Source organism: Pseudomonas sp. PDM17, assembly GCF_014851985.1.
Taxonomy (GTDB): Bacteria; Pseudomonadota; Gammaproteobacteria; order Pseudomonadales; family Pseudomonadaceae; genus Pseudomonas.
The window spans coordinates 524,428-547,676 of the sequence record NZ_JACVAT010000001.1 but is presented as its reverse complement, the minus strand read 5'-3'; the positions used below and the strand labels follow the sequence as shown (position 1 = coordinate 547,676).

Annotated in this window: 25 protein-coding genes; 8 read left to right on the top strand and 17 right to left on the bottom strand. The window is 62.2% G+C overall.

Annotated features, from left to right (window positions below):
* Nucleotides 1-38: 38 nt before the first annotated feature.
* The 9 genes from IB256_RS02560 to ttcA form a co-directional block, all read right to left on the bottom strand.
* Nucleotides 39-1,997, bottom strand: coding sequence for a DUF7024 domain-containing protein (locus IB256_RS02560; protein WP_192401172.1), 1,959 nt, complete (start codon nucleotides 1,995-1,997; stop codon nucleotides 39-41).
* Between the two features lie 71 nt (nucleotides 1,998-2,068).
* Nucleotides 2,069-2,464, bottom strand: coding sequence for a GtrA family protein (locus IB256_RS02555; protein WP_192401170.1), 396 nt, complete (start codon nucleotides 2,462-2,464; stop codon nucleotides 2,069-2,071).
* Between the two features lie 22 nt (nucleotides 2,465-2,486).
* Nucleotides 2,487-3,518, bottom strand: coding sequence for a glycosyltransferase (locus tag IB256_RS02550; protein ID WP_225601585.1), 1,032 nt, complete (start codon nucleotides 3,516-3,518; stop codon nucleotides 2,487-2,489).
* A 236-nt stretch (nucleotides 3,519-3,754) separates the two neighbouring features.
* The gene (locus IB256_RS02545; RefSeq protein WP_192401168.1) at nucleotides 3,755-4,420 is read right to left on the bottom strand and encodes a class I SAM-dependent methyltransferase; all 666 of its coding nucleotides are present in this window, start codon (nucleotides 4,418-4,420) and stop codon (nucleotides 3,755-3,757) included.
* Between the two features lie 15 nt (nucleotides 4,421-4,435).
* Entirely contained in the window at nucleotides 4,436-4,966 is a 531-nt protein-coding gene (locus tag IB256_RS02540) for a C40 family peptidase (protein WP_192401166.1), read from the bottom strand.
* An 80-nt stretch (nucleotides 4,967-5,046) separates the two neighbouring features.
* Nucleotides 5,047-5,673 carry a C40 family peptidase gene (locus tag IB256_RS02535; RefSeq protein WP_192291432.1) on the bottom strand — a complete coding sequence of 209 codons (627 nt, stop codon included), beginning with the start codon at nucleotides 5,671-5,673 and terminating at the stop codon, nucleotides 5,047-5,049.
* 69 nt (nucleotides 5,674-5,742) lie between these two features.
* The gene (locus IB256_RS02530; protein ID WP_192291434.1) at nucleotides 5,743-6,507 is read right to left on the bottom strand and encodes an NAD-dependent deacylase; all 765 of its coding nucleotides are present in this window, start codon (nucleotides 6,505-6,507) and stop codon (nucleotides 5,743-5,745) included.
* 29 nt (nucleotides 6,508-6,536) lie between these two features.
* On the bottom strand, nucleotides 6,537-7,208 hold the full coding sequence (locus IB256_RS02525) for a DNA-3-methyladenine glycosylase I (RefSeq protein ID WP_192401164.1): 672 nt from the start codon (nucleotides 7,206-7,208) through the stop codon (nucleotides 6,537-6,539).
* Nucleotides 7,209-7,227: 19 nt separating this feature from the next.
* Nucleotides 7,228-8,055, bottom strand: a complete 828-nt coding sequence (ttcA, locus tag IB256_RS02520; protein ID WP_054907441.1) for a tRNA 2-thiocytidine(32) synthetase TtcA — start codon at nucleotides 8,053-8,055, stop codon at nucleotides 7,228-7,230.
* A 101-nt stretch (nucleotides 8,056-8,156) separates the two neighbouring features.
* On the opposite strand from ttcA, the gene IB256_RS02515 reads away from it, so the two are divergent.
* From IB256_RS02515 to IB256_RS02505, 3 genes are all read left to right on the top strand, one after another.
* A complete protein-coding gene (locus IB256_RS02515) occupies nucleotides 8,157-8,753 on the top strand; it encodes a DNA-J related domain-containing protein (protein ID WP_192291438.1) in 597 nt (198 codons plus the stop codon).
* Between the two features lie 160 nt (nucleotides 8,754-8,913).
* On the top strand, nucleotides 8,914-9,510 hold the full coding sequence (locus IB256_RS02510; RefSeq protein ID WP_138215354.1) for a Yip1 family protein: 597 nt from the start codon (nucleotides 8,914-8,916) through the stop codon (nucleotides 9,508-9,510).
* A 169-nt stretch (nucleotides 9,511-9,679) separates the two neighbouring features.
* Nucleotides 9,680-10,177, top strand: coding sequence for a SprT family zinc-dependent metalloprotease (locus IB256_RS02505; protein ID WP_138525106.1), 498 nt, complete (start codon nucleotides 9,680-9,682; stop codon nucleotides 10,175-10,177).
* Nucleotides 10,178-10,183: 6 nt separating this feature from the next.
* On the opposite strand, the gene IB256_RS02500 is transcribed toward IB256_RS02505, so the two are convergent.
* Nucleotides 10,184-11,365: a CaiB/BaiF CoA transferase family protein gene (locus IB256_RS02500; RefSeq protein ID WP_192291440.1), complete on the bottom strand. Its 1,182-nt coding sequence runs from the start codon at nucleotides 11,363-11,365 to the stop codon at nucleotides 10,184-10,186.
* Between the two features lie 42 nt (nucleotides 11,366-11,407).
* Entirely contained in the window at nucleotides 11,408-12,547 is a 1,140-nt protein-coding gene (locus IB256_RS02495; protein ID WP_081515831.1) for an acyl-CoA dehydrogenase family protein, read from the bottom strand.
* Nucleotides 12,548-12,692: 145 nt separating this feature from the next.
* Between IB256_RS02495 and IB256_RS02490 the strand changes: the two genes are divergently transcribed.
* Nucleotides 12,693-13,157, top strand: coding sequence for a GNAT family N-acetyltransferase (locus tag IB256_RS02490; protein WP_192401162.1), 465 nt, complete (start codon nucleotides 12,693-12,695; stop codon nucleotides 13,155-13,157).
* 113 nt (nucleotides 13,158-13,270) lie between these two features.
* On the opposite strand, the gene IB256_RS02485 is transcribed toward IB256_RS02490, so the two are convergent.
* Nucleotides 13,271-14,587, bottom strand: a complete 1,317-nt coding sequence (locus IB256_RS02485) for an OprO/OprP family phosphate-selective porin (protein ID WP_081515835.1) — start codon at nucleotides 14,585-14,587, stop codon at nucleotides 13,271-13,273.
* Nucleotides 14,588-14,887: 300 nt separating this feature from the next.
* Between IB256_RS02485 and IB256_RS02480 the strand changes: the two genes are divergently transcribed.
* On the top strand, nucleotides 14,888-15,802 hold the full coding sequence (locus tag IB256_RS02480) for a DedA family protein/thiosulfate sulfurtransferase GlpE (RefSeq protein WP_192381073.1): 915 nt from the start codon (nucleotides 14,888-14,890) through the stop codon (nucleotides 15,800-15,802).
* Between the two features lie 90 nt (nucleotides 15,803-15,892).
* Here the strand turns inward: IB256_RS02480 and IB256_RS02475 are convergent, their stop codons facing one another.
* Genes IB256_RS02475 through IB256_RS02465 form a run of 3 tightly spaced genes read right to left on the bottom strand, consistent with a single transcriptional unit; the run spans nucleotide 15,893 to nucleotide 17,858 of the window.
* Nucleotides 15,893-16,132, bottom strand: coding sequence for a zf-HC2 domain-containing protein (locus IB256_RS02475; protein WP_151188041.1), 240 nt, complete (start codon nucleotides 16,130-16,132; stop codon nucleotides 15,893-15,895).
* Nucleotides 16,126-16,734: an RNA polymerase sigma factor gene (locus IB256_RS02470; protein ID WP_192291448.1), complete on the bottom strand. Its 609-nt coding sequence runs from the start codon at nucleotides 16,732-16,734 to the stop codon at nucleotides 16,126-16,128. The genes IB256_RS02475 and IB256_RS02470 overlap by 7 nt, the downstream gene beginning before the upstream one ends.
* Nucleotides 16,735-16,736: 2 nt before the next feature.
* A complete protein-coding gene (locus IB256_RS02465; RefSeq protein ID WP_138215363.1) occupies nucleotides 16,737-17,858 on the bottom strand; it encodes a beta-ketoacyl-ACP synthase III in 1,122 nt (373 codons plus the stop codon).
* A 424-nt stretch (nucleotides 17,859-18,282) separates the two neighbouring features.
* Between IB256_RS02465 and IB256_RS02460 the strand changes: the two genes are divergently transcribed.
* On the top strand, nucleotides 18,283-18,786 hold the full coding sequence (locus IB256_RS02460) for an ankyrin repeat domain-containing protein (RefSeq protein ID WP_192401160.1): 504 nt from the start codon (nucleotides 18,283-18,285) through the stop codon (nucleotides 18,784-18,786).
* A 10-nt stretch (nucleotides 18,787-18,796) separates the two neighbouring features.
* Here IB256_RS02460 and IB256_RS02455 read toward each other — a convergent pair whose 3' ends face one another.
* Nucleotides 18,797-19,699 (bottom strand): LysR family transcriptional regulator, encoded by a 903-nt coding sequence (locus IB256_RS02455; protein WP_192401158.1) that lies wholly within the window; start codon nucleotides 19,697-19,699, stop codon nucleotides 18,797-18,799.
* 103 nt (nucleotides 19,700-19,802) lie between these two features.
* On the opposite strand from IB256_RS02455, the gene IB256_RS02450 reads away from it, so the two are divergent.
* Together IB256_RS02450 and IB256_RS02445 are read left to right on the top strand one after the other, a co-directional pair.
* The gene (locus IB256_RS02450; protein ID WP_192401156.1) at nucleotides 19,803-20,987 is read left to right on the top strand and encodes an MFS transporter; all 1,185 of its coding nucleotides are present in this window, start codon (nucleotides 19,803-19,805) and stop codon (nucleotides 20,985-20,987) included.
* Between the two features lie 87 nt (nucleotides 20,988-21,074).
* The gene (locus IB256_RS02445) at nucleotides 21,075-22,118 is read left to right on the top strand and encodes an acyltransferase family protein (RefSeq protein WP_192291456.1); all 1,044 of its coding nucleotides are present in this window, start codon (nucleotides 21,075-21,077) and stop codon (nucleotides 22,116-22,118) included.
* Here the strand turns inward: IB256_RS02445 and IB256_RS02440 are convergent.
* Nucleotides 22,100-23,164 carry a GGDEF domain-containing protein gene (locus tag IB256_RS02440; protein ID WP_081515850.1) on the bottom strand — a complete coding sequence of 355 codons (1,065 nt, stop codon included), beginning with the start codon at nucleotides 23,162-23,164 and terminating at the stop codon, nucleotides 22,100-22,102. The genes IB256_RS02445 and IB256_RS02440 overlap by 19 nt on opposite strands.
* Between the last annotated feature and the right edge of the window lie 85 nt (nucleotides 23,165-23,249).

Below are 23,249 nucleotides of genomic sequence, written 5' to 3'. Positions count from 1 at the left end.
AGCCAAAGGTAAGCGAAGCCTACCTTTGGCTCCGTCTTTCACTGCGCAGCAGACACCCGCACACGAACAATTGCCATCCCTAGTTTCCGCCCATCGCCGCCCATCCCCAACTCCTGCGGCGAAGTACTTTTCGGAATAGTCACGCTCAGCGTAGTGGCGCAATCCTGTTCGTTATCGAACTCGATAACTACATTCTGCCTGGCTTCTTTCAGAGTGAAATTGGCTACCTGCTCCCCAAGGAAGGCCTGGAAACGCTGATCAACATTAGGCCCGAAAGCGTTTGCCTCCAGTTCCACCCGAACTCTCCCTTTGGGAACGCAATTAGCCAGCCCCCATTGCACCTGCTGACCATCGCTCCATCGCCCCCAAGGCTCGTAGATGCTGAGCCCCTTCTCCGAAAGAACACCTCGAACATGGGAGTTTCGCAGATTGGCGTAATCGATATCGGCAACCAAAACCCTTGCCATAGGGACAACGTCCTTCGGCTTGAATTCGCAGATGAAATATCGATCAATGCGGGTCCAAAAGTCTGTGCAGTCCAACCAGCCCGGCTCCTTGCTCGGATTGAGACTGTTCAACCATTCACGCCCAAATCCCGCCGCTTGCGCATTCATCAGGACACGCACAGGGAGAGCGGATGGCTTCTGCAGTTCGCTTGAAATCAGTTCGTCCACTTGTGGAGAGAACGAGAGGCCAAAGAAGCGGCTCTGCGGGTTCAATGAAGGCAGGATGTATGAAACGGGCACCCCTCGAACCAGATAGCGGGCTGGTGTTGCCGTGATCGACTCAGGAATGCTTACGTCGAAAGGGCGAGCTGCGTCATTCTCAATATGCCCGTGCCCCCAGTTCGGGACCTTGACCAAGGCGATAGTGCCAACAAACAGCAAGCACATCACAATCAGAACATTTCGCTCTCCTCGCACCACCTGAACCACTAGCACCCAAATAACCAAGCCGAAAAGAAGTTCTGCCGGAATCAGGTAACGCTGATAGGCGAAAGCAAAAGCCCAAAGTGCGAAACCAACCAGGAAGAATATCAACACTGCCTTGCCGGGAGCCTTTATAGGTCCACCTGCGCGACGCCACAAAGCAAGGGGCAACAACAAGGCTGCGATCAAAAAGCGCGCATCTGCGAATGGAACCTCTGAGGTCTTGCCGGTCCCAAACGCCGCTTGGTAGAGGAAACGAAGGAACTCCCCAAAGCTATTGAAAATCCAGCGCATATCGCGAAAGCTGACTAAATCGTAATAGGGCGAGTGAAAGATATTGTTGTACAAGGGGAAGACGGGACTCCCCCAAGTCACCCACAAGTGCCAGTACCATCCAGCGGTCAGCAGGAAGCCCGCTATCCCACCGACCGAATACGCCAGAAATGGACGAAGACATGCCCGCCCCATGCCGCCAGCAAGAATCATGACAGATGCGGTGGCCGCAATCACAAACGGAGCATTGGTCAGCTTCAGCCCAACAGCCAGCCCCAACATCACACCAGCGAGCAACCACCGAAGTACTGGTCTTTGACCCTCAGATAGAAGCAGACACATCCCCCAGAGTATCAGGGGCGTCGTCGTGGACGAGAAAAACGACGTCCCCAGCTCACTAATCCAGACAGGAGAAAGAAAGCACAATAGCAACGCGAGATATCGGCTAGCAGACTCCTTGCGCAGACCAATCGCAGTGGACAGCTGTCTGGAAATAACAACAACTGCCGGCAAGCTGAGCAGTTGCACCAACAACACAACCCACGCGCTATAGGGGAATGGAAGGCCGGAGAAAGCCAGGTATGCAATTACATTGACTGCCGGATGGAAAAAGGTCTGAAGCCCTGCAGCTGCTATATCGGAAGCTCGGCCAGAAAAATACGAATACCCGGTGAAGAAATGGTAATTGAGCAGGTCCCAGTTCTGATCCTGCCCTCTCCAAGCCGTGTAAAGCGCAGCAGCACCTGAAAAAAGCAGCAGCAGCCAGACATCCATACTTCGGGCAAAACGTTTCAAACTCTATCTCCTTTAGCACTTCCTGAAACCGCCGCAAGCACCAGCACACGTTCTGGGGTCATCAACGAAAATTATCGAACCTTGAAAACAATGAACTTCGAGGCAAAGAAGTTGAAAAACATGGCAATGCCGGACGCAACTGCAAATGGAAGTATCGGAATCGCCTTCAAACCAGGAAACTCTCGCATGAGCACAAAGAAGACCGACAGATTGATCAGCGCCCCCAGAACCTGAACGGAAAAGTACAGGACATACTCAAATCTGCTACTCATCCGCTCTGGACTCGAGAACGTCCAAACTCTATTCAGCAACCAGGTAAAACTCACTGCCAACGAGAACGATATGGCCCTCGCTGGCATTACATCCATTCCCTGCGACATCAACAGCGTCAGCAGTCCACCATCAATACAGAAACCGAATCCACCGACCACGACAAAGCGCATGATCTCCAGACGATTGACAATCATCACACGATCACCAGACGTCGATTCAGTTCTTTCTGCTCTGCATTAACATTTCCCGCTCGAAATTCCGCTTATCCTGATGATTGATAGAGTCGAGAATCAGACCGATGGCAGCCAAAAGCAGCGCTACCATTTCAAGCCCCGTTGCAAGAATTGCCAATGGAACATGTTCGATGTAGCGCATGCTTATCCAGTCCTGCAGGACCGGGATTCCACACACAAGGCCCATTACCATGAAGAACAGTGCAGCGAACCCAAAGAACGTGAGCGGCTTGTAATATCGCAAGATACTGCTGATAGTATTCAACACCCGCAATCCGTCTCTGAACGTGCTTAGCTTAGAAAAACTCCCTTCGGGACGATCACGATAGTCGACCGGAATTTCCAGAATACGGAAGCGCTTATCAAGCGCATGCAGCGTCATATCAGTTTCAATCTCGAATCCTTCGACAAGAATTGGATAGCTCTTGACGAAGCGACGACTGAAAGCGCGATATCCACTCATGATATCCGCAAGATCCCCATTGAATAACTTGTTTACCAGGTCACGAACCAACCTATTCCCAAATCCATGGAATGCCCGTTTATTCTCCGCCGCGTAGTGACCGGAAGTATGCCGGTCGCCTACAACCATATCGGCATCGCCATTGAGAATCGGAGCAATCAGATCCGATATATGCGAGGCGGGATAGGTGAGATCAGCATCTGCAAGAACATAAACATCGGCGTCGACTTCCAGGAAGGCACGTCTTACCGCATTACCTTTCCCTGGGCGAACTTCGTTTATCACACCACCACGGCAGTTGCGGTCTGCTAGTGCTTTTCTGGCAATAGACTCAGTGGCGTCTTTAGATCGATTATTGATCACCCATATTTCTGCACTTGGCATGGCATCATGAAAGTCCGCGATAGTGCCTGCAATTGTTTGTTCTTCGTTGTAGGCAGGCAGTATCACTACCACTTTGCTCAAGCTGTAATCCATACCAGTTCCGGTCACCGCTGGCTCTTTGCTATTAGAGGAAACCGCAAAACCCGGTGCCCCACTGAAATGTTCCATCCCTGCCCCTGCAATTCGCAAATGATCCCTCGAGAGGGCTACGCCTCGTCCAACCTACACAGGATCAGACGACCGCTATCCATCCGGCATGACGCCAGAAAACAGCAGAGGATACCCGAATCACCTGCAGTTCCAAAGGCACCGCAATCCGCCACTTCGCGAAGACGACAGAGCCACTCACTCGGAACGCCCAGACAGGTGATGGCGAGACGCAGCAACTCAACACTCAAGGAATATCATTTGCGCTTGCGGCAGAGGCTCATGCCATCGCCAATCGGCACCAGCGAGTAATCCACACGCTCATCCATCTTCAGCGCCAGGTTGAGTTGCTGGATCGCCCGCGTGTCCGCGCTTTCCGGATTCGTCTCCAGCACCCGACCACTCCACAGCACGTTATCGAAGACGGCCAGGCCACCCTCACGCAGCAGGGTCAGGGCATGCTCCAGGTAGATAGGGTAATTGGCCTTGTCGGCATCGATGAAGACCAGGTCGAAGCTGCCTTGCTGGTCGCCTGCCACCAGGGCTTCCAGCGTGGCCAGCGCCGGCCCGACGCGCAGTTCGATGCGCGAATCGACGCCAGCGTCACGCCAGTAGCCTCGGGCGATATCGTTGTACTCACCGGGAAGATCACAGCAGAGGATATGGCCACCCTCAGGTAAAGCCTCGGCCATGCACAGAGCGCTATAGCCGGTGAAGGTGCCGATCTCGAGGACGCGCCTGGCGTTGGTCAGACTGACCAGCAGGGCGAGGAACTGCCCCTGCTCCGGGGCGACCTGCCAACGGGACATCGGCAGACTGGCGGTCTCGGCGCGCAGGCGCGCCTTGACGGGTGTATCACGCAGGGAAACGTCGAGAAGGTATTGGTAAAGCGAGTCGTCCAGGTTCAGCGTGCGGGTGGTCATGGGCCCTCCTGAGGATCAGGGATGGAGGGCGAGACTCTGCACGGCAAGGACGCGCTTGGCTTCCAGGAAGGCTTTCTGCCAATAGGCGCTGTCGAGGCTGTCCAGGCGTACGGTCCCGCCCGTTCTGGGCGCATGAACGAAGCGCCCTTCCCCGACATAGATACCCGCATGGCTGACGCCACGTCCACCGCTGGTGGCAAAGAACACCAAATCGCCACTCTGTAGGGACTCGCGGCCGACGGTGGGCGCGCGCAGGGTGATCATCTCGCGGGTAGAACGCGGCAGCATCAGGCCGGTGGCATCGCGGTAGACGTAGCCGATCAGACCGCTGCAATCGAATCCGCCGTCGGGCGTGTTGCCGCCCCAGCGATACGGAGTACCGACCAGGCCAATGGCACGGATCAGGACATCGTCAGCAGCCTGCGTGTTGTAGACGGGAGCAGCGGGCGCGCTCACCACCGGAGGCGGCGACGGCGGAGTGCGACTGGCGCAGGCGGCCAGCGAAGCGAGAGCAGCAAGGAGAATGATGCGCTGAGGAACGAGCATGTGATGGCATCCCGTCAAGGAGTGCCATCACTTTGTACCAACAGTAACTTGAGCGCAATACTTAAAGTGAAACTTTAAGTTCAGCGGGTCACCGTCTTCGGCTCGTAGCCGGGCTCGAGTACACGCTTGGCTTCCATGTAGCTCAAGCGCCAGTAGCTCTCGTCCAGGCTATCCACCCGCACACCACCGCCACGGCGGCTGGCGGAGTGGATGAACTGTCCGTCACCGATGTAGATGCCGGCGTGGCTGACTCGACCACGACCACGGTTGTTGAAGAAGATCAGGTCGCCCGGCTGCAGGTCTGCTTTCGAGACCAGCGGGACGTCCATGTTGATCATCTCACGCGTGGAGCGCGGCAGGCTGATGCCTGCTTCTTCGCGGAACAGATAGCCCACGAAGCCGCTGCAGTCGAAGCCGGTCCGCTCCGACTTCCCACCAAAGCGGTAGGGAGTACCGATCAGCGAAAACGCGCGGTCCAGAATGTCGGATACATGGGCAGTCGAACTGCCGTTATCGTTTTTGGCCCCCTCGTCCTGCGACTCATTCATCAGCGCTATGTTGTGCTGATTGACCTGGAACGCTGCTCGAGTAGCAGGCACTGAAGCGACCTGGTTCGGCTGCGATTCCGGCGAATGGCTGGCACAAGCTGCCAGCAGCAGAACGAAACTCATGGGCACGAGGGGTGCTAAGCGTTTAAGCATGGGCACGACCGTGTCTCATTAGCTCCATTTATTAGCGGGCTAATTTGCCCGCTCAATGGGGGCAATGCAAGTTTTTTATCGAGGAATGTGACTTAGCAGGCGCGGCATAATGTCTAAGGCTCGACCAACCATTCTTTCTTCGACCACCGAACTGAGGTCGGTCAGACCCGGATTTACCTCGGCGGTAAAGCCTCCCGCATCCCGCGTGCGCAGCACCGGCTCGATGATATAGGGAAAGCTCGCAGTGGTTCCTACCAGCAGAACGGCGTCGAATCCCTTGCGCAATTGCGCATAGAGCGTGTCGATCGCCTCTTCCGGCAGCATCTCTTCGAACAGCACGACCGGCGGGCGCAATACGCCTGCACAGCGCGCGCATTTCGGTGGTAGCGGGGCATCCAGATGTCCGGCCAGTTCGGTGCTCTCCAATCCGCACGACTGGCAGTACAGCGGCGCCAGCTCGCCATGGATCTCGATCAGCCGCTCCGGGGGCGAGCCGGCGCGGCGGTGGAAGCCATCAATGTTCTGCGTCAGCACCCAGCACTCCGGCTTGAGCCGTTGCAGTTCCGCGATGGCATCGTGGCCGGCGTTGGGTTGCGCATTCAGGCAGGCCTTGCCCAGTTCCGCCAGGTATTTCCAGCACAGCGCGGGATCCTTTCGCAGCATTGGACCGGAGATCGCCACCTCGATGGGTATCCCTTCTGCCGTGCGTCCATTGTAAAGACCGCCCAGGCCGCGATAGGTCGGCATTCCCGAATCGGCGGAGAGCCCTGCACCGGTGATCACCAGGATGCGCTCGGCGCGAGCCAGTGCCGCGCCGGTGCGTTCGATGGCCGAATCCATGCGCCCTTCCTCCGCGGCCGGGCCGCGCGTCAGTGGTTGACCGTGTACGACAGCATCATCGAGATATGGCACAGCGGACGGCCACTTTGTTCCTGCCACGTATTGAACGCAGTTTGTACCAGCGCCAGGTCCTTCAGGCTGGTCGGCGTCTTGTCGACGATTTCCTGGGCCTTGAGCGCCGCGACCACATCATTGCTCAGAACGAAGGTGTCCTTGCCGGCCATGCGCAGGAATCTCGGCGCGGACATGCCACCCAACTGATTGCCCCGCTTGGCCAGCAGCTTCCACAGACCAACGATGTCGCAGGAGGGCCAGTCGGCCATCAGTCTGCCGAAGCTGCCGTGTTCGCGGGCGATGTCGAGGACGAACTGGGCATTGCGCGGCACGCTCTTGAGCTTGCCCAGGTGACGGATCAGCCGGGTGTCCTGCATCAGGTTTTCCAGGCGCTCGCCGCCCATCAGCACGACCTTCTCCGGATCGAAGCCGAAGAAGGCTTCCTCGAAGGCCGGCCACTTGGCGTCCACCAGACTGTGCTTGAGCCCGGCGCGGAAGATGCGCAGGCTGATCAGCGACAGATAACGATCATCGCCGACCGCCGCCAGCTCCGCTGGCGACCTGGCGTGTGGCAGGCGAGCTTCCAGCGCTTCGACCGAGCCGAAGCGATTCAGGCAGTATTCGTACAGCCACTGGTAATCGCGCATCGAGCGTCCTTGCAAGGTCTTACAGGTTCATCACGTCGAGGAAGCGCGGGGTGGCGCTCTCGTCGATGCGCAGGCTGTTGAAGTCAAACAGGTTACGATCGGCCAGTTGCGACGGCACCACGTTCTGCAGGGCGCGGAACATGATTTCGGTGCGGCCCGGCGACTTGCGCTCCCAGTCCAGCAACATTTCCTTGACCACCTGCCGCTGCAGATTTTCCTGCGAGCCGCACAGGTTGCACGGGATGATCGGAAATTCCTTGAGCACCGAGTAGGCCTCGATGTCCTTCTCATTGCAGTACGCCAGCGGACGGATCACCACGTTGCGGCCATCGTCGGACAGCAGCTTGGGAGGCATGGCCTTGAGGGTGCCGCCGTAGAACATATTAAGGAAGAAGGTTTCCAGGATGTCGTCGCGGTGGTGCCCCAGCGCCATCTTGGTCGCGCCGATCTCGTCGGCGTAGGTATAGAGGGTGCCACGGCGCAGGCGCGAGCACAGCGAGCAGGTGGTCTTGCCCTCCGGGATCTTCTCCTTCACCACCGAGTAGGTGTCCTTCTCGATGATGTGGTACTGCACGCCGACGGACTCCAGGTACGCCGGCAGCACGTGCTCGGGGAAGCCCGGCTGCTTCTGGTCCATGTTCACCGCGACGATCTCGAACTGGATCGGCGCCACCTTCTGCAGGTACAGCAGGATGTCCAGCAGCGTGTAGCTGTCCTTGCCGCCGGACAGGCAGACCATCACCTTGTCACCGTCCTCGATCATGTTGAAGTCGGTGACCGCTTCGCCAACCTGGCGGCGCAGGCGTTTCTGCAGTTTGTTCTGGTTGACCGAAAGGGTGCTGGCCATGGTGCTCTGGAATCCGAAGGGCAAGACGAAAAGCCGGTCATTTTACGCGCAAAGCGACGCGTACCCCAGCCCCTCTATCGGGCTACTGCTAATCTGACAGCATGACACCCGATCTCGACCCTTCCCTCGACCTGACAGACCAGCTCTTGCAACTGCTGCGGGAAGCGCCTGAAGGAATCTCCGAGTTCCTGCTGATCCAGCAATTGAAGGCTCGGCATTCCACCCATGTGCCCAACCTGCCACTGACCGACAAGCTGGTGCTGTTCCGCACCCATTTCCTGGTGTTCAACGCGCTGTATCGTCTGCGCGACCGGCTCTGGGAGGAAAACGCCGCGCACCTGGAGATCGGCCCGTTGCAGATTCGTCTCTCTCCTTATGTGAGCGGTGTGCAGGCACTCGGCGAGCAAGACACCCTGCGCGCCTACTACCTCGACGAGAAACACCTGAAGGAAACCACCGAGCGCGACGTGGAGAAGTTGCTGGAAAGCTTCTGGACGCGCATGCAGGGCAACGAGGAAAAGGCCGCAGCGCTGGCCCTGTTCGAACTGGAAGACGGCCCGGTGGACTACGCGCTGATCAAGCTGCGCTACCGCCAGTTGGTCAGCCAGCACCACCCCGACCGGGGCGGCAGCACGACGCGCCTGCAGTCGATCAACAAGGCCATGGAAATTCTGGAGCGCTATTACAGCCGCCCGTGAAACTTCCATTTGCTCTAACCCCACGGACGACGTGGTCTGCAGCCATTCCTATACTGCGACTTAAGGTCGCATAGGTCGGCCGGGCACCGGATGACGCTGGCTACGCGCATTCGGCGCCTCGCTGGGGGGCGACCTTCTATAAGAAGAGGAGAATGCTGACATGATCCATCATGTGTGGGGGCTCTTCACCCATCCCGATCAGGAATGGCAGGACATCCGTGGCGAAGAAGAATCCATCAGCCACATGTACCTGACGCACGTCCTGATCCTCGCTGCCATCCCGGTCATTTCCGCCTACATCGGCACCACGCAGGTCGGCTGGGTTCTAGGCAATGCGGGACCGGTCAAGCTGACGGCTGCCAGTGCGATCCAGCTGACCATCATGACCTACATCGCCATGCTCGCCGGCGTCGCCATCATGGGCGCTTTCATTCACTGGATGGCACGTACCTACGACGCATCGCCATCGCTGACCCAATGCATAGTTTTCGCCGCGTACACCGCTACCCCGCTGTTCATCGGCGGCCTGGCGGCGCTCTACCCGCACCTGTGGCTGGGCATGATCATCGGCACCGCCGCGATCTGCTACACCGTCTACCTGCTCTACGTCGGCATCCCGACCTTCATGAACATTCACAAGGATGAAGGGTTCCTGTTCTCCAGCTCGGTGCTGGCGGTGGGACTGGTGGTGCTGGTGGCGATGATGGCCCTGTCGGTCATCCTCTGGGGCAGCGGCGTCGGCCCGGAATACACCTGATTGCGCGACACGAACGGAAAACCGGGCCCCAGCGGCCCGGTTTTCTTTTGCGTGCTTGCCTGAAACTCGCCCGGCTTGCCTGAACCTGCACCCCGGACGAGTGGCCGCGAGAAATCCTCCACCCGTGCTCCGACTGCGGCATAATCTGCCCCCGTCGGAGAACTACTGTATGCCTGAACAGCTCAACGCTCGCGTCGAAGCCTGCTACCAGCAGGCCGAAGCCTTCTTCCAGCGGCGCTTTCCCCGCCCGGAAGTCAGCTTCCGGCTACGCGGCCAGAAGGCCGGCGTCGCCCACCTGGATGAAAACCTGCTGCGCTTCAACCCGCAGCTGTACCGGGAAAACCACGAACACTTCCTGCAGCAGACCGTGGCCCATGAAGTGGCGCACCTGATTGCCCACCAGATGTTCGGCCCGCGCATTCGCCCGCATGGCGAGGAATGGCAGCTGATCATGCGCGGCATCTACGGCCTGCCCCCCGATCGCTGCCATACCTACGAGATCAAGCGCCGCCGCTCCACCCGCTACCTGTATCGCTGCCACTGCGGCGAAGGCAATGAATTCCCCTTCTCCGCCCAGCGCCACAACCTGGTCGCCCAGGGCCGCCGCTACTACTGTCGGCGCTGCCGAGCGACGCTGATCTTCACCGGTGAAACCCGCCGCGAGTGAGGTGGTTCAGGCAATGACCTTCGCGACCTTTAGCGCTGCGACCTGCTCGTCGGTATAACCCAGTTCCGCCATCACTTCTGCCGTATGCGCCCCCAGCGCAGCGCCAATATGGCGCGGCTCGGGCAGGCCAGCGGAGAAACGGATCGGGCAAGCCATCTGCCGTTGCTCGCCACCCATGCCGTTGGGCACCCGGGTGACCACGCCGCGCTCGATCAATTGCGGATGCTCCACCGCCTCGGCCAGCGACAGCATCGGCTCGACGCAGGCATCCAGCGCGGCGAAGCGCTCCTGCCACTGGGCGAAATCGTGCTTCTCGAACTCGATGGCAATCTCGCGCTTGAGCGCCTGCTGCTCTTCCGGCCTGGGCGACAATCCACGCGCAGCCAGCTCCGGGCGACCGATGGCGGCGCAGAACTGCTGCATGAATTGCGGCTCCAGGCTACCCACCGAGAACCAGCGGCCATCGCGGGTCCGATAGTAGTCGTAGAAGCTGCCGCCATTGAGCGCGAGGCCTTCCATCTCCGGCTCCACCCCCGCCGCGAGATAGCCCGCGCCAGCCATGCCATGCAGACTGAAGGCGCAGTCGGTCATGCTCACATCGACCTGCTGCCCCTCCCCCGTCTGCTGCCGTTGGATGACCGCCGCGAGCAAGCCCATCACGCCGTGCAGCGACCCGCCGCCGATGTCCGCCAGTTGCACGCCCAGCGGCAGCGGGCCGCTCTCGCGGCGGCCAGTGTAGCTGGCGACGCCGGCCAGGGCCAGGTAGTTGATGTCATGCCCGGCGCGGTCGCGCAGCGGCCCGGTCTGGCCGTAGCCGGTGATCGATACGTAGATCAGCTTCGGGTTGATCGCCTTGAGCGCCTCGTAGCCCACGCCCAGCTTGTCCATCACGCCGGGGCGGAACTGCTCCAGGACGATGTCGTATTCCTGCACCAGTTGCTTCACCACCTCCACCGCCTCGGCCTGCTTCAGGTCCAGCGCGATGCAGCGCTTGTTGCGGTTGAGGTAGGCGTGACTGGCGGAGGTACCGTCCACATGCGGCGGCAGAACGCGGACCAGATCCATGCGTGAAGGGGATTCCACGCGCAGCACCTGGGCGCCCATGTCGGCCAGCAGCAGCGAGGCGAACGGCCCCGGCAGCAGGGTGGAAAAATCGAGGATCTTCAGTGAGGCGAGCGGGCCGTTCATGGGTACTCCTGTTTCGCTCAAACGATGCGTGGGCGCCGCGCCTCAGAGCTTCATGCCGCGGCTGATGATCTCTTTCATGATCTCCGACGTACCGGCGAAGATGCGCTGGATGCGCGCGTTCGCGTACATCTTGCAGATCGGATACTCCCACATGTAACCCCAGCCGCCGTGCAGTTGCACGCCTTCATCGACCACCTTGCACAGCAGCTCGGTGGTGAACAGCTTGGCCTCCGCGGCCACTTCGGGGGTGAGCTTCTTCTGGTTGTGGTCCATCACGCAGCGATCGGTGAAGACCTGTGCCACGTCGATCTGCGTGCGCATCTCGGCGAGCTTGAAGCGGGTGTTCTGGAAGTGCGCCACCGGGCGGTCGAAGGCCTTGCGCTCCTTCACGTAGTCGACGGTCGCGTTCAGCGCCGCCTCGGCGCCGGCCACCGCGCCGCAGGCGTTGGTCAGGCGCTCCTGGGCCAGCATGTTCATCAGGTAGAAGAAGCCGCCCTTGGCATCACCCAGCAGGTTCTCCTTCGGCACTTTCACGTTGTTGAAGAACAGTTCGGCGGTGTCCTGGCTCTTCATGCCCAGCTTCTTCAGGTTGCGCCCTCGCTCGAAGCCTTCCATGCCACGCTCGACCACGAACAGGCCCATGGCGTGCTTGTTCGCCGGGTCGGTCTTGGCCGCGACTATCACCAGGTCCGCCAGCAGGCCGTTGGAGATGAACACCTTGGAACCGTTGAGGACGAAGTGGTCGCCCTTGTCCACCGCCGTGGTGCGCATGCCGGCCAGGTCGGAGCCAGCGGACGGCTCGGTCATCGCCACCGCCAGGATGCTTTCGCCACGGATGATCCCCGGCAGCCAGCGGGCCTTCTGCTCGGCGTTGCCGTACTCGGCGATGTAGGGACCGCACAGCGCCGAGTGCAGCGGGATCATGAAGCCCGGCTCGTTGATGGCGGCCAGTTCCTCACACATGATCTGTTCGTAGCGGAAATCCTTCAGAGCGGTTCCGCCGTACTCCTCTTCCGCCCAGGGCAGCAGGAAGCCCATCTCCCCCGCCTTGCGCCAGACACTGCGGTCCACCACGCCGGCTTCCTCCCATTCCTCCTGGTGAGGCACCACCTCCTTGTTGAGGAAGGATCGGAAGGCATCGCGGAACAGGTTGTGCTCGGTCTCGAAGTGATTGCGCAGCATGGTCGACTCCCGGTGGGTTGAGTGCCCGCAGGGTAGGTGCTGGCTGCGCGCGGCCTCAATGACGCGAGCGCTCAGGGTCGATTGACGCAATCGCCCAGCAGATGCGAGTGTGAAACTTCCCAAAGCTGCACCGGAGAGCGCCCGCATGCAGATTCGCCCTTTCCAGCTGGGTGACATCCCGCCGTACGAAAGCTGGTTCAAGGATCCGCTGCTCGATGCACAACTGGGCCCGATGGATCGCTATTGGCTGGAACAGGTGCTGAAGGATGCGGACAAGGCCCAGTACAGCATTCTGCGTGGCGGCCAACTGATCGCGGTGGTGGGGGTTTGCCTGCCCACCGCGGCGCATCCGTACTACTTCGTCACCGATCTTGCCGTGCGCCCGGAGTTACGCGGCTCGGGTGTCGGGCGCGCGGTGATGACGCTGGTGATGAGCCGGCCGGAACTGCAGGGCAGCCCCTTGTGGCGGGCCAGCGTGAGGCCGGACAACCCGACGGCACTGGCTTTCCTCATCAAGCTGGGCTGGACGCGGCTGGAAATGGGCAATCCGTTCGATGAACTGCTCGAGTTCGAATTCCGCCGACGGCCAGCGGGGCCCGGTTTCCGCTGAGGCAACCCCTGCAGGAGCAAGCTCGCTCCTACAGATTGACTGTCCAACTCCCATAAAAAAACCCCGCCGAGGCGGGGTTTACACAAAGGAGTCAAACGGTAGAGCGGTCGTTCTTAGAACACGTACTGCAGACGGGTCACGACACCGTTGCCGTCGTCGTCGCCGTTGGCATTGCGGATGCCGTCGGTGCTGACGTGAACGTAGTCCAGGGAGACCTTCACGGCTTCGTTGGCGTACCAGTTCACACCGATGGTGTTGGTGCTGGCCTTGGTGTCGCCCACGTCGCGGGTGGCGGTAGCCACGACCACGTTCGGGTCATCAACCTTGATGTGGTCGTAACGGTAGAAGACTTCCCAGGCACCGATTTCCTTGTTGGACGGCTTGATGGTGTCGAACTTGGCGCCATCGAGCTTGTACACGCGGGATTCACCGGTGATGGTGTAGGCCAGCTGGCCGTAGTAACCGTCAGCCTTGATGTCTTCGTAAGCGTCGGCATCAGCCTTCAGCTTGCGCTTCAGGTATTCGGCCTGAGCGGAGAACGGGCCGATGGCGTAGGCGAATTCAGCACCCCAGGTGGAGTCGTCCTTGTAGGAACCGGCCGGGCTCAGGGTGGCGCCGCCGAAGGTAGCGCGGTTGCCGTTGTCGCCAGCGTCGTTACCGCCGTTGGTGGCGATGCCACGCATGCCCAGACGCGGACGGATGCGGGAGTCGAAGGCGGTGTCATCCAGGTCACGGTAGGCGTAGTCCACGCCAACGTGCAGGACGTTGCCGTCGGTGTTCAGCGGAGCGAACACGCCGCGGAAGTTGAACTGCTTGACGCTGTCGCCGTCGGTGTCGTCGGCGTCCTTGGCGTAAACGCCGGCGTCCAGGTAAGCCATGTTGGCGACGACGCCGCCAACCTGGGCACCCATGCCGTCCTGGTGGGTGTTGATCCAGTCAGCCAGTTCGTAGGCGCTGGTACGCTCGGTGGCGGTGACCCACTTGGAGCTGGTAGCTTTTTCCAGACCGAAGTCCGGGTCGAAGCGGCCGAACTTCAGGGTGACCGGGCTGAAGCCGGTGTAGCTGAAGGAAGCTTCGTCGAAGTAACCGTTGTCAGCGTTACCGGAGTTGTGGGACATGTCGTAGTTGATCTGGTATTTCCAGTCTTTGTAGACAGTGCCGCCCAGTTCCAGGTAGGCGCGGCGGAAGTAGGCGCCGTCACCGTTGTTGCCGTTCTTGGTGTAGAAACCATCGAAGCGGCTGTAATCCGCTTGCAGACGGCCACCAAGCTTGAAGCTGAATTCCTTGTCGGTGGTGCCGACTTCAAGACCGCCTTTGGTCTTGATTACGATATCGGCGCCATCGGTGGTGACTGTGCCTGCGAAAGCCTGGGCGGAAACGGCCAGTGCCAGGGCAGTGGCGGCGTAACCGGCGAAGTGCTTACGGATCATCGAAGATTCCCCTTAATGGTATTTGCGTTGAACACGCCGAGTGCCTGGCTGCTGCGCGCCCCCCAAGGACTCGCACAGGCCGTTCTGGCGGCCCCCGTTTGTGTTGCTGGGAATCTTGGCGAGGGGTTATTTCAGATCAGTTGCTCGTAGATAAAACTTTTATTACAAAGGAACTTTTGATTTCCTTATGGCATAAAGATCCTAAGCCATGTCCCACTAGGCCTTCAGGCCTTTCTGAAGTCCGCTTTACCGGTATGCTGTCGACTTCCCCAGGAAGACCGTTCCCGCTCAGGCTTTCCCATGCACGAACTGCAACCCCTGATCCAGCAGCACGGCCTCACCTTGCTGTTCTTCAACGTCCTGCTCGAGCAGTTGGGCCTGCCGATCCCGGCCTACCCGGCGCTGATCGTCGCCGGCGCCCTGGCGCTGCAAGGCAGCGGCGTGCCGCTGGGCCAGGCACTGGCAGTGGCCGTCTGCGCCTGCCTGATCGCCGACCTGATCTGGTTCTGCGCCGGGCGGCACTATGGCGGCTTCATGCTGCGCAGCGTGTGCAAGGTTTCGCTGTCGCCGGACAGCTGCATTCGTCAGAGCCAGAGCTTCTATCTGCGCGTCGGCCCGCGCGCGCTGCTGATCTCGCGCTTCCTCCCCGGGGCCAGCGCGCTGACCACCACCATGGCCGGCATGACGCGTACGCCGCTGCCGCGCTTCCTCGCCTACGACTGCGCCGGAGCGGCACTCTGGGCGGGCTCCGCGCTGCTGCTCGGGAGTATTTTCAGCAGCGCGGTGGACCGCATCCTCGACCTGCTCACCGAGTACGCCAGCGTCGGCGTCGCGGCGTTGCTCGGCGCCTTCGCGCTGTTCATCGTCTGGAAGCTCTGGCAGCGCTTCAGCCTGCTCAAACGCACCTCGCGGATTCCGCGCATCAGCGTCGACGAGCTGCGCGCGCGCCTGGACGCTGGCGAGCCGCCGCTGATTCTCGATGTGCGTGCGCAGTTCGATGACGAGGCGATTCCCGGCTCCATCGCCTTCCGCCTGGACGGGGCGCTGGACGAACTGCGTGGCAGCCTGGAGGACAAGGACGTGGTGATCTATTGCGCCTGTCCCCACGAGCTTTCCGCGGCGATGCTGGCGGAGCGGCTGCAGGCGTTCGGACACCCGCGGACGTGGGCACTGTCGGGCGGGTTGGATGCGTGGCGAGCGCAAAGTCTGGGCTGAGGATTCGGCTGCAGGACCGTCATCGCACGGACGTATCCGGCAAACGCTACGAGGTGTTCATCCCGCGCCGACTGCACAGGTCCGAATGATTCAGCGCCGCGAGCTGTCGCGGCGCAGCTCGGCGAGGTGGTCGGCCAGGCGTTCCGAGTCGGGGCGCGGCGGGTCCGGCAGCAGGCGCAGGGTGGCCTGGGCCAGACGCATCTGTCGCAGATAGCGCCGGCAGTTGCGGCACAGCAGGAGGTGCCGGCGCAGCGCCAACTTCTCGCGCCAGCCCAGCTGTTCGTCCAGCAGGTCGCTGGAGCGTGCCACCAGTTCCTTGCAGGTCAGCATTCCCCGGTCTCCTCGAAGTGCTCCACGGTGGCAAACACCTTCAGTCGCGCACGGTGCAGCAGCACCCGGACATTAGAGAGCGAAACCTCCAGCAGATTACAGATCTCTTCCAACTCCAGTCCCTGGCGTTCGCGCAGCAGCAATACGCTGCGCTGCAGTTCGGAGAGGCTGAGCAGGGTCTTTTCCAGGCACAGGCGCAGTTCGTCCTCGGCCAGCAGGGCTTCGGGCGAGTCCTCGTGCCAGGCCAGCGGCGCCGGGCTCCAGTGGCCGTCGGCGGCGAAGCGGGTTTCGTCGAGGCTGCCGTGGGGCGCGGGCAGGTCGTCAAGCGAAACGTCGCGGCGGACCTTGCGCAGGCGCGATTTGGCGGTATTGGCGGTGATGGTCAGCAGCCAGGTCTTGAGGCTGGAGCGCCCCTGGAAGCCATCGAGGTTGCGCACGGCGGCCAGCCAGGCATCCTGCACCACTTCATCGGCATGGGCGGCGCCGATGATGGCAATGGCCACGGCGCGCATCGCACCCTGGTAGGTGGCTACCAGGGTGCGGAAGGCCTGCTGGTCACCGGCCAGCAGGCGCGACAACAGCTCGCTGTCGTCGGCGGGCACGATCAGCGCTTGCGCAGGATCACGCTGCCGATGGAGTAGCCGGCGCCGAAGGAGCTCAGCACGCCGATGGAGCCGGCGGGCAGGTCGTCCTGGTACTTGTGGAAGGCGATGACCGAACCGGCGGAGCTGGTGTTGGCGTAGGTATCGAGGATCACCGGTGCTTCGTGGGCCTCGGCATCGCGGCCGATCAGCTTGCGGGTGATCAGCAGGTTCATGTTCAGGTTGGCCTGGTGCAGCCAGTAGCGCTTCACGTCGCTGACCGGGATGTCGTTCTGCGCCAGGTGCTCGCCGATCAGCTCGGCCACCATCGGGCAGACGTCCTTGAACACCTTGCGGCCTTCCTGCACGAACAGCTTGTCACGGCTGCCGATGCCCTCTTCCGCGGCGCGGTTGAGGAAGCCGAAGTTGTTGCGGATGTTGTTGGAGAACTGGGTCAGCAGCTTGGTGCTGACCACGTCGAACTGGTGCTCGCTGGTGGCCTGGTCGGCACGCTCGATGACCACGGCGGTGGCGGCGTCGCCGAAGATGAAGTGGCTGTCGCGATCGCGGAAGTTCAGGTGGCCGGTGCAGATCTCCGGGTTGACCATGAGGATCGCGCGGGCCTGGCCCAGTTGCACGCTGTTCACGGCGGCCTGGATGCCGAAGGTGGCCGAGGAGCAGGCGACGTTCATGTCGTAGCCGAAGCCCTGGATGCCGAGGGCAGCCTGCACTTCGATGGCCACGGCCGGGTAGGCGCGCTGCAGGTTGGAGCAGGCGACGATCACCCCGTCGATGTCTTCGGGGGTGCGGCCGGCACGCTGCAGGGCCTGCTTGGCGGCGGCAGTCGCCATCTCGCAGAGGATGCCCCAGTCTTCGTTGGAGCGCTCCGGAATGCGCGGCGCCATGCGCTGCGGATCGAGGATGCCTTCCTTGTTCACCACGAAGCGGCTCTTGATACCGGAAGCCTTTTCGATGAACGCCGAGCTGGACTCGGACAGCGCTTCGACTTCGCCCCTGGCGATGGCTTCGGCATTCTGCTCGTTGTGACTGCGGACGTAGCTGTTGAAGGATTCCACCAGTTCATCGTTGGAGATGCTGAACGGCGGGGTATACAGGCCGGTTCCGCTGATCACGACTTTATGCACGGTCAATCCTCTTCTCAATCTGCGCCGCCGGGCCGGGCGGCAAGGTTAGGCATCAAGGTGCCCGCCCATTGGCCGGCACTGGATATTCGTCGCTCCGCGTCCTGGCGCGAAGGCTTAGGGATGGCGATCCCCGCAACAGGGCAGTGTGCCACTCCCACCGACGGTGGGCACCTTTGCCCGCCCGGCGGTTTGCGGTTTCACCCCAGGTGCAACCGCTGATCGCTGATTATGCTGCAATTTTCGCCGAAAAGTCGCCGTGCGAGGGCGGCATTTGCGCAAGATCATGGACATAAATCACGCCACGCCTGCCCTGGAGCAACGGATTGAAATTTTCCACCGTCACCATAGGCACAGTGTTGGCGCGCCGAAGCGCGCCAGTCCTTATCCTTCAGTGCATTCCCGACTTTGCCAAGGAGACTTCAGGATGAGTGCCGCGAACCGCCCGGAAATGGACGAACAGACCCTGGAATTCGCCAACCAGGTGATCGACCTGGCCCGCCAGGGTGATACCCCGCGCCTGACCGAACTGCTGCAGCAGGGCCTGCCGGCCAACCTGCGCAACCACAAGGGCGACAGCCTGCTGATGCTGGCCAGCTATTACGGCCACCACGACACCGTTGGCGTGCTGCTCGACCACGGCGCCGACCCGGACCTGCGCAACAACGCCGGGCAGACGCCGCTGGCCGGGGCCGCTTTCAAGGGCGATCTGGAGATGGTGCGCCTGCTGCTCAGCCGGGGCGCGCAGGTGGAAGGCGTCTCCCCCGATGGCAAGACCGCATTGATGATGGCGGCGATGTTCAATCGCCCGGAGATCGTGCGCTGCCTTCTGGAACACGGCGCCGACCGCGAGGCCCGCGACGCCAGCGGCCTGACGGCGCTGGCCGCGGCAAAGATGATGGGCGCGGCAGACACCCTGGCGCTGCTCTAAGCCGCCTGAGTCAGTCGATGCGCACGTGCTCGGCGAGGAAGTCGAGCACCGCGCGCACTCGCGCCGGCAGGTGACCCGGCTTGCCCAGGTAGAGCGCGTGCATGGGTTTGCGGTCGCCAGGATTGAAGTCCTCCAGCACCGCCACCAGCCGTCCGGCAGCGATATCCTCGCGTACCTGGAATTCTGCCAGACGCGCCAGGCCCAACCCGGCCAGCGCCAGGTGGCGCACGCTGTCGCCGTCGCTGGCCAGCAGGTTGCCGCTGGGTTCGGGGGCATCCGCCGGCTTGTCCAGGAATGGCCAGTCCGGCTCGACGCGGCGGTAGCTGAAACCCACGCAGTTGTGCTCGCCCAGCTCGCGCGGATGCTGCGGCGCACCGTGCCGCGCCAGATACTCGGGCGCGGCGACTATCTTGTGTCCGGACTCCCCCAGCGAACGCGCCACCAACCGCGAGTCCCGCAGTGGGCCGCTGCGCACAGCGACATCAGCACGCACTTCCAGCAGGTCCACCACTTCATCGGTCAGTTGCAGGTCGAGACTGACGCCCGGATAGCGCTCGAAGAACAGCGGCAGTGCCGGGATCAGGAACTGCCGGCCCACCGGCAGGTTGCAACTGATGCGCACCCTGCCCTGCGGCTCGGCGCTGACCGAAGCCTCGCGCTCGGCTTCGTCCAGATCGGCGAGGATGCGCAGGCTGCGTTCGTAGAACGCCGCGCCTTCAGCCGTTAGTTGCTGGCGCCGGGTGGAACGGTTGAACAGCCGCGCACCAAGGCGATCTTCCAGGCGCGCCACCAGCTTGCTCACTGCCGAGGGCGTCATCCCGCACTGCTGCGCGGCGGCGGTAAAACCCCCGGTTTCCACCACGCGGATGAACACTTCCATTTCGCCGAAGCGGTTGACGTCAGGGCGGGCCATATTGAATTCAATTCATAGGTGATTTGCTTACAAGCAGTCTATATCAGTAATTCGCACGGGGATAAGGTGGCAGCCATTCTACGAATCATCCGGGAGAGCCCACGTGCCCATTGCCTTGTATGCCTTGACCGCCGGTGCCTTTGGCATCGGCGTTACCGAATTCGTGATCATGGGATTGCTGCTGGAGGTTGGCCATGATTTCGGCGTGTCCATCTCCGCCGCCGGCCTGCTGATTTCCGGCTACGCGCTGGGCGTAGTGCTCGGCGCGCCGCTGCTCACAGCTCTCACCGCGCGCTGGCCGCAACGCCGCACCCTGCTCGGGCTGATGGTGATCTTCACCCTCGGCAACCTCGCCTGTGCCCTGGCGCCGGATTACGCCACGCTGATGGCAGCGCGGGTGCTGACCTCCTTCGCCCATGGCACTTTCTTCGGCGTCGGCTCGGTGGTCGCCACCAGCCTGGTGCCGGCCGAACGCCGCGCCTCGGCCATCGCGCTGATGTTCACCGGCCTCACTGTCGCCACCATCCTCGGCGTACCGCTGGGCACCTGGCTCGGTCAGCTCTATGGCTGGCGTGCGGCGTTCTGGGTGGTAACCGGAATCGGCGTGCTGGCCCTGGCGATCCTGGCGATCTACCTGCCGCGCCAAAGCGCACCGCCGGCCGCCGGCAAGCTGCGCGATGACTTCCGCGTGCTGAAGCGCCCGGCCGTGCTGCTCGGCCTGCTGACGACCGTGCTCGGCTTCGGCGGCGTGTTCACCGTGTTCAGCTACGTGTCGCCGCTGCTGACCCGTCTCGCCGGCTTCTCCGAAAGTGCGGTGTCGCCGGTGCTACTGGTGTTCGGCGGCGGCCTGGTGCTGGGCAACCTGCTGGGCGGCAAGCTCGCCGACCGCAAACTGGTGCCCGCCCTGCTCGGCAGCCTGGTCGCGCTGGCGGTGGTCATGGGGCTGATGAGCTTCGCGCTGGAAAACCGGGTTGCCGTGGTCATCTTCATCGCTCTGCTCGGCGCCGCCGGGTTCGCCACCGTGCCGCCTCTGCAGATGTGGGTGCTGGAGAAGGCCCACGGCGCCGGCCAGAGTGTCGCGGCCAGTTTCAATATCGCTGCCTTCAACCTGGGCAATGCGCTGGGTGCCTGGCTCGGCGGCATGACCATCGACCACGGGCCCGGCCTCGCCGCGCTGCCCTGGGTCGGCGCCGCGCTGCCGGTGGCGGCCATCATCACGGCGCTGCTGTGCCTGCGCCTGGAACGTGAGCCGGCGATGCCGGCCGCGACCGTCCAGCAGGCCCGGTGAACGATCGGCGACACCCGACTGTCGAGGAAAGGGGCGCGCAAAGTCGCGCCTCTTTCTTTTATCCACCGACGGAGGACTCGCCCACCCATGCTGGTTTCGCTTCAGGCACTGCGGGCACTGGCCGCCTGGCTGGTGGTGTTCCATCACTTCATGCAAGTGTTCTTCGACTTCCGCGCCGACAGCCTCGGCGGCAAGCTCCTTTCCACCCGTGGCCAGGTCGGGGTGGACATCTTCTTCGTCCTCAGCGGCTTCGTGATCCACCTCTCCAGTGCCGGCCGGCCGATGTCACCAGTGACCTTCCTGGTCCAGCGCCTGGCCCGTGTCGCCCCGGCGTACTGGCTGTACACGGCGATCACCGCCCTGATCATCTACGCCTTCGCCGACGTGATGCCGATCTACGGCGTCGGCGGCAAGTCGTTGCTGCTCTCGCTGCTGTTCATCCCCAGCGAAAATCCCGGTGGTTTCGGCCTGTACCCGGTGCTGCCGGTGGGCTGGACGCTGAATTTCGAGATGCTTTTCTACGGCCTGTTCGCCCTCTCCTTCCTGGTCGCCGAGCGCTGGCGGCCCTGGCTGGTGACCGCCCTGGTGCTGCTGGTGGCGCAGGTGCTGGCGCGCGAACCCTGGCTCAGCAACTTCTACCGCAATCCGATCATCTTCGAGTTCCTCCTCGGCCTGGGCCTGGCGGCGCTGTACCGGCGTGGCTGGCTGAACTGGCCACGCCCGCTGGCACTGGTGACGGCAGCCCTGGCGGTGACGACTATCGCGGCGTTCCCCGCCGATCACCCCTGGCGCCTGCTGACCTGGGGCCTGCCCGCCGCCGCTCTGCTGGCCGCGTGCGTGGCACTGGAGCCGCTGTTCGAGCGCAGCAAAGTGCTGCATGCGCTGGGCGACTGGTCCTATTCGGTGTACCTGCTGCACGTGATCGTGCTCTGGCTGGCCGCCTACTGGCTGCATGAGCGGCTGGGCCTGACTCCCTACCAGACGCTGAGCGTCGCCGTACCGGCGATCCTGCTGCTGTCCTGGCTGAGCTACGAATGGGTGGAGCGGAAGATGGCGCGCCAGGTACGCACGGCCTATGCGCGCCTCACCGAGCCGCTGGTAGCGAAGCGCGCTCAGGCGGGGTCGCTGTAGACCAGCCGGTTGCGCCCCTCGGCCTTGCCGCGATATAGGCGGCGGTCGGTGCAGCGGTAAAGCTCATCGGCATCCAGACCGTCGCCCGGCCACTCGGCAAGGCCGAAGGTGGCGGAAATCTCGATGCGCTCTCCGTGGTACATCAGCGGCGCCTCGTCAATGTCGCGGCGCAGGGATTCCACCAGCGGCTTGGCGTCGAAGCGATCGGTGAAGGGCAGCAACAGGCCGAACTCCTCGCCACCCAGCCGGCCGATCAGGTCGGTGGCGCGCAGGCGGTGGCGCAGGCGGTTGCACAGGTGCTGCAATGCCTTGTCGCCGGCATCGTGGCCCCACTGGTCGTTGATGTTCTTGAAGTGGTCGACGTCCAGCACCACCAGCACCAGCCGTGTCTCATAGCGGGCCGCCTCCTGGATACAGCGCCTCAGCGCACGCTGGAAGCTCTCGCGGCTGGCCACGCCGGTCAGCGCATCGGTCAGCGCCAGGTGCCGTAGTTGCTTGTAGGCGGCAGCGCGGCGCTCTTCATAGACGTGCATGAAGGCAATCACCAGCACGCCACAGAAGATGCCGTTGCCGATGTCGATCAGCCCCGGTGCATCCAGGCGCAGGTGGTTGGCGTGCAGGTACATCAGCGTGGCGATCAGCATGAACGGCACGGCGAGCAGGAAGCCACGCCATTTGCCCAGCAGCAGGTAGGCCATCACCGGCATCAGGTAGACCCAAACGAAGGCCGACGCCGAGGCGTTGGGCATGACGATGATGTAGAGGATGAAACAGAAGGTCGGCAGCAGGTAGGCGATGATCCACGGCACCAGCCGACGCACACGCTGCAGCCGGTGCGCCGCCCACAGCAGCAGCCCGCAGGTGACCAGTTCAGCGCCAGCCAACCAGAGATTGCCAGCGAGGTACTGCAGGATCGAGAACAGCCCCAGGGTCGCCCCGGTGCAACCGAAGATCAGCCGCATCAGCAGGCGATGGTCTGCCTCTTCCAGCCCGGTAGGTCCGGCACTGGAGTCGAACAGATGGTCGGGATCGCTGTTGCGGTGCATCAGCCCTGCTCCTTGGCTCGACCGCCCGGCGGATCGGCCTGAATGGCGGCACTCGGGCACTCCAGCCCGAATCACATGTGCTGAA

Excerpts from the sequence above, each read along its gene's own strand:
- IB256_RS02515 (WP_192291438.1), top strand. The coding sequence starts at position 8,157 with ATGACACCCGATCTCGACCCTTCCCTCGACCTGACAGACCAGCTCTTG.
- IB256_RS02530 (WP_192291434.1), bottom strand. The coding sequence starts at position 6,507 with ATGGATTCGGCCATCGAACGCACCGGCGCGGCACTGGCTCGCGCCGAG.
- IB256_RS02510 (WP_138215354.1), top strand. The coding sequence starts at position 8,914 with ATGATCCATCATGTGTGGGGGCTCTTCACCCATCCCGATCAGGAATGG.
- IB256_RS02475 (WP_151188041.1), bottom strand. The coding sequence starts at position 16,132 with ATGCTGACCTGCAAGGAACTGGTGGCACGCTCCAGCGACCTGCTGGAC.
- IB256_RS02505 (WP_138525106.1), top strand. The coding sequence starts at position 9,680 with ATGCCTGAACAGCTCAACGCTCGCGTCGAAGCCTGCTACCAGCAGGCC.
- IB256_RS02525 (WP_192401164.1), bottom strand. The coding sequence starts at position 7,208 with ATGCGCGATTACCAGTGGCTGTACGAATACTGCCTGAATCGCTTCGGC.
- IB256_RS02555 (WP_192401170.1), bottom strand. The coding sequence starts at position 2,464 with ATGATTGTCAATCGTCTGGAGATCATGCGCTTTGTCGTGGTCGGTGGA.
- IB256_RS02545 (WP_192401168.1), bottom strand. The coding sequence starts at position 4,420 with ATGACCACCCGCACGCTGAACCTGGACGACTCGCTTTACCAATACCTT.
- IB256_RS02540 (WP_192401166.1), bottom strand. The coding sequence starts at position 4,966 with ATGCTCGTTCCTCAGCGCATCATTCTCCTTGCTGCTCTCGCTTCGCTG.
- IB256_RS02445 (WP_192291456.1), top strand. The coding sequence starts at position 21,075 with ATGCTGGTTTCGCTTCAGGCACTGCGGGCACTGGCCGCCTGGCTGGTG.
- IB256_RS02455 (WP_192401158.1), bottom strand. The coding sequence starts at position 19,699 with ATGGCCCGCCCTGACGTCAACCGCTTCGGCGAAATGGAAGTGTTCATC.
- IB256_RS02495 (WP_081515831.1), bottom strand. The coding sequence starts at position 12,547 with ATGCTGCGCAATCACTTCGAGACCGAGCACAACCTGTTCCGCGATGCC.
- IB256_RS02485 (WP_081515835.1), bottom strand. The coding sequence starts at position 14,587 with ATGATCCGTAAGCACTTCGCCGGTTACGCCGCCACTGCCCTGGCACTG.
- IB256_RS02480 (WP_192381073.1), top strand. The coding sequence starts at position 14,888 with ATGCACGAACTGCAACCCCTGATCCAGCAGCACGGCCTCACCTTGCTG.
- IB256_RS02500 (WP_192291440.1), bottom strand. The coding sequence starts at position 11,365 with ATGAACGGCCCGCTCGCCTCACTGAAGATCCTCGATTTTTCCACCCTG.
- IB256_RS02460 (WP_192401160.1), top strand. The coding sequence starts at position 18,283 with ATGAGTGCCGCGAACCGCCCGGAAATGGACGAACAGACCCTGGAATTC.
- IB256_RS02440 (WP_081515850.1), bottom strand. The coding sequence starts at position 23,164 with ATGCACCGCAACAGCGATCCCGACCATCTGTTCGACTCCAGTGCCGGA.
- ttcA (WP_054907441.1), bottom strand. The coding sequence starts at position 8,055 with ATGGCCAGCACCCTTTCGGTCAACCAGAACAAACTGCAGAAACGCCTG.
- IB256_RS02550 (WP_225601585.1), bottom strand. The coding sequence starts at position 3,518 with ATGGAACATTTCAGTGGGGCACCGGGTTTTGCGGTTTCCTCTAATAGC.
- IB256_RS02490 (WP_192401162.1), top strand. The coding sequence starts at position 12,693 with ATGCAGATTCGCCCTTTCCAGCTGGGTGACATCCCGCCGTACGAAAGC.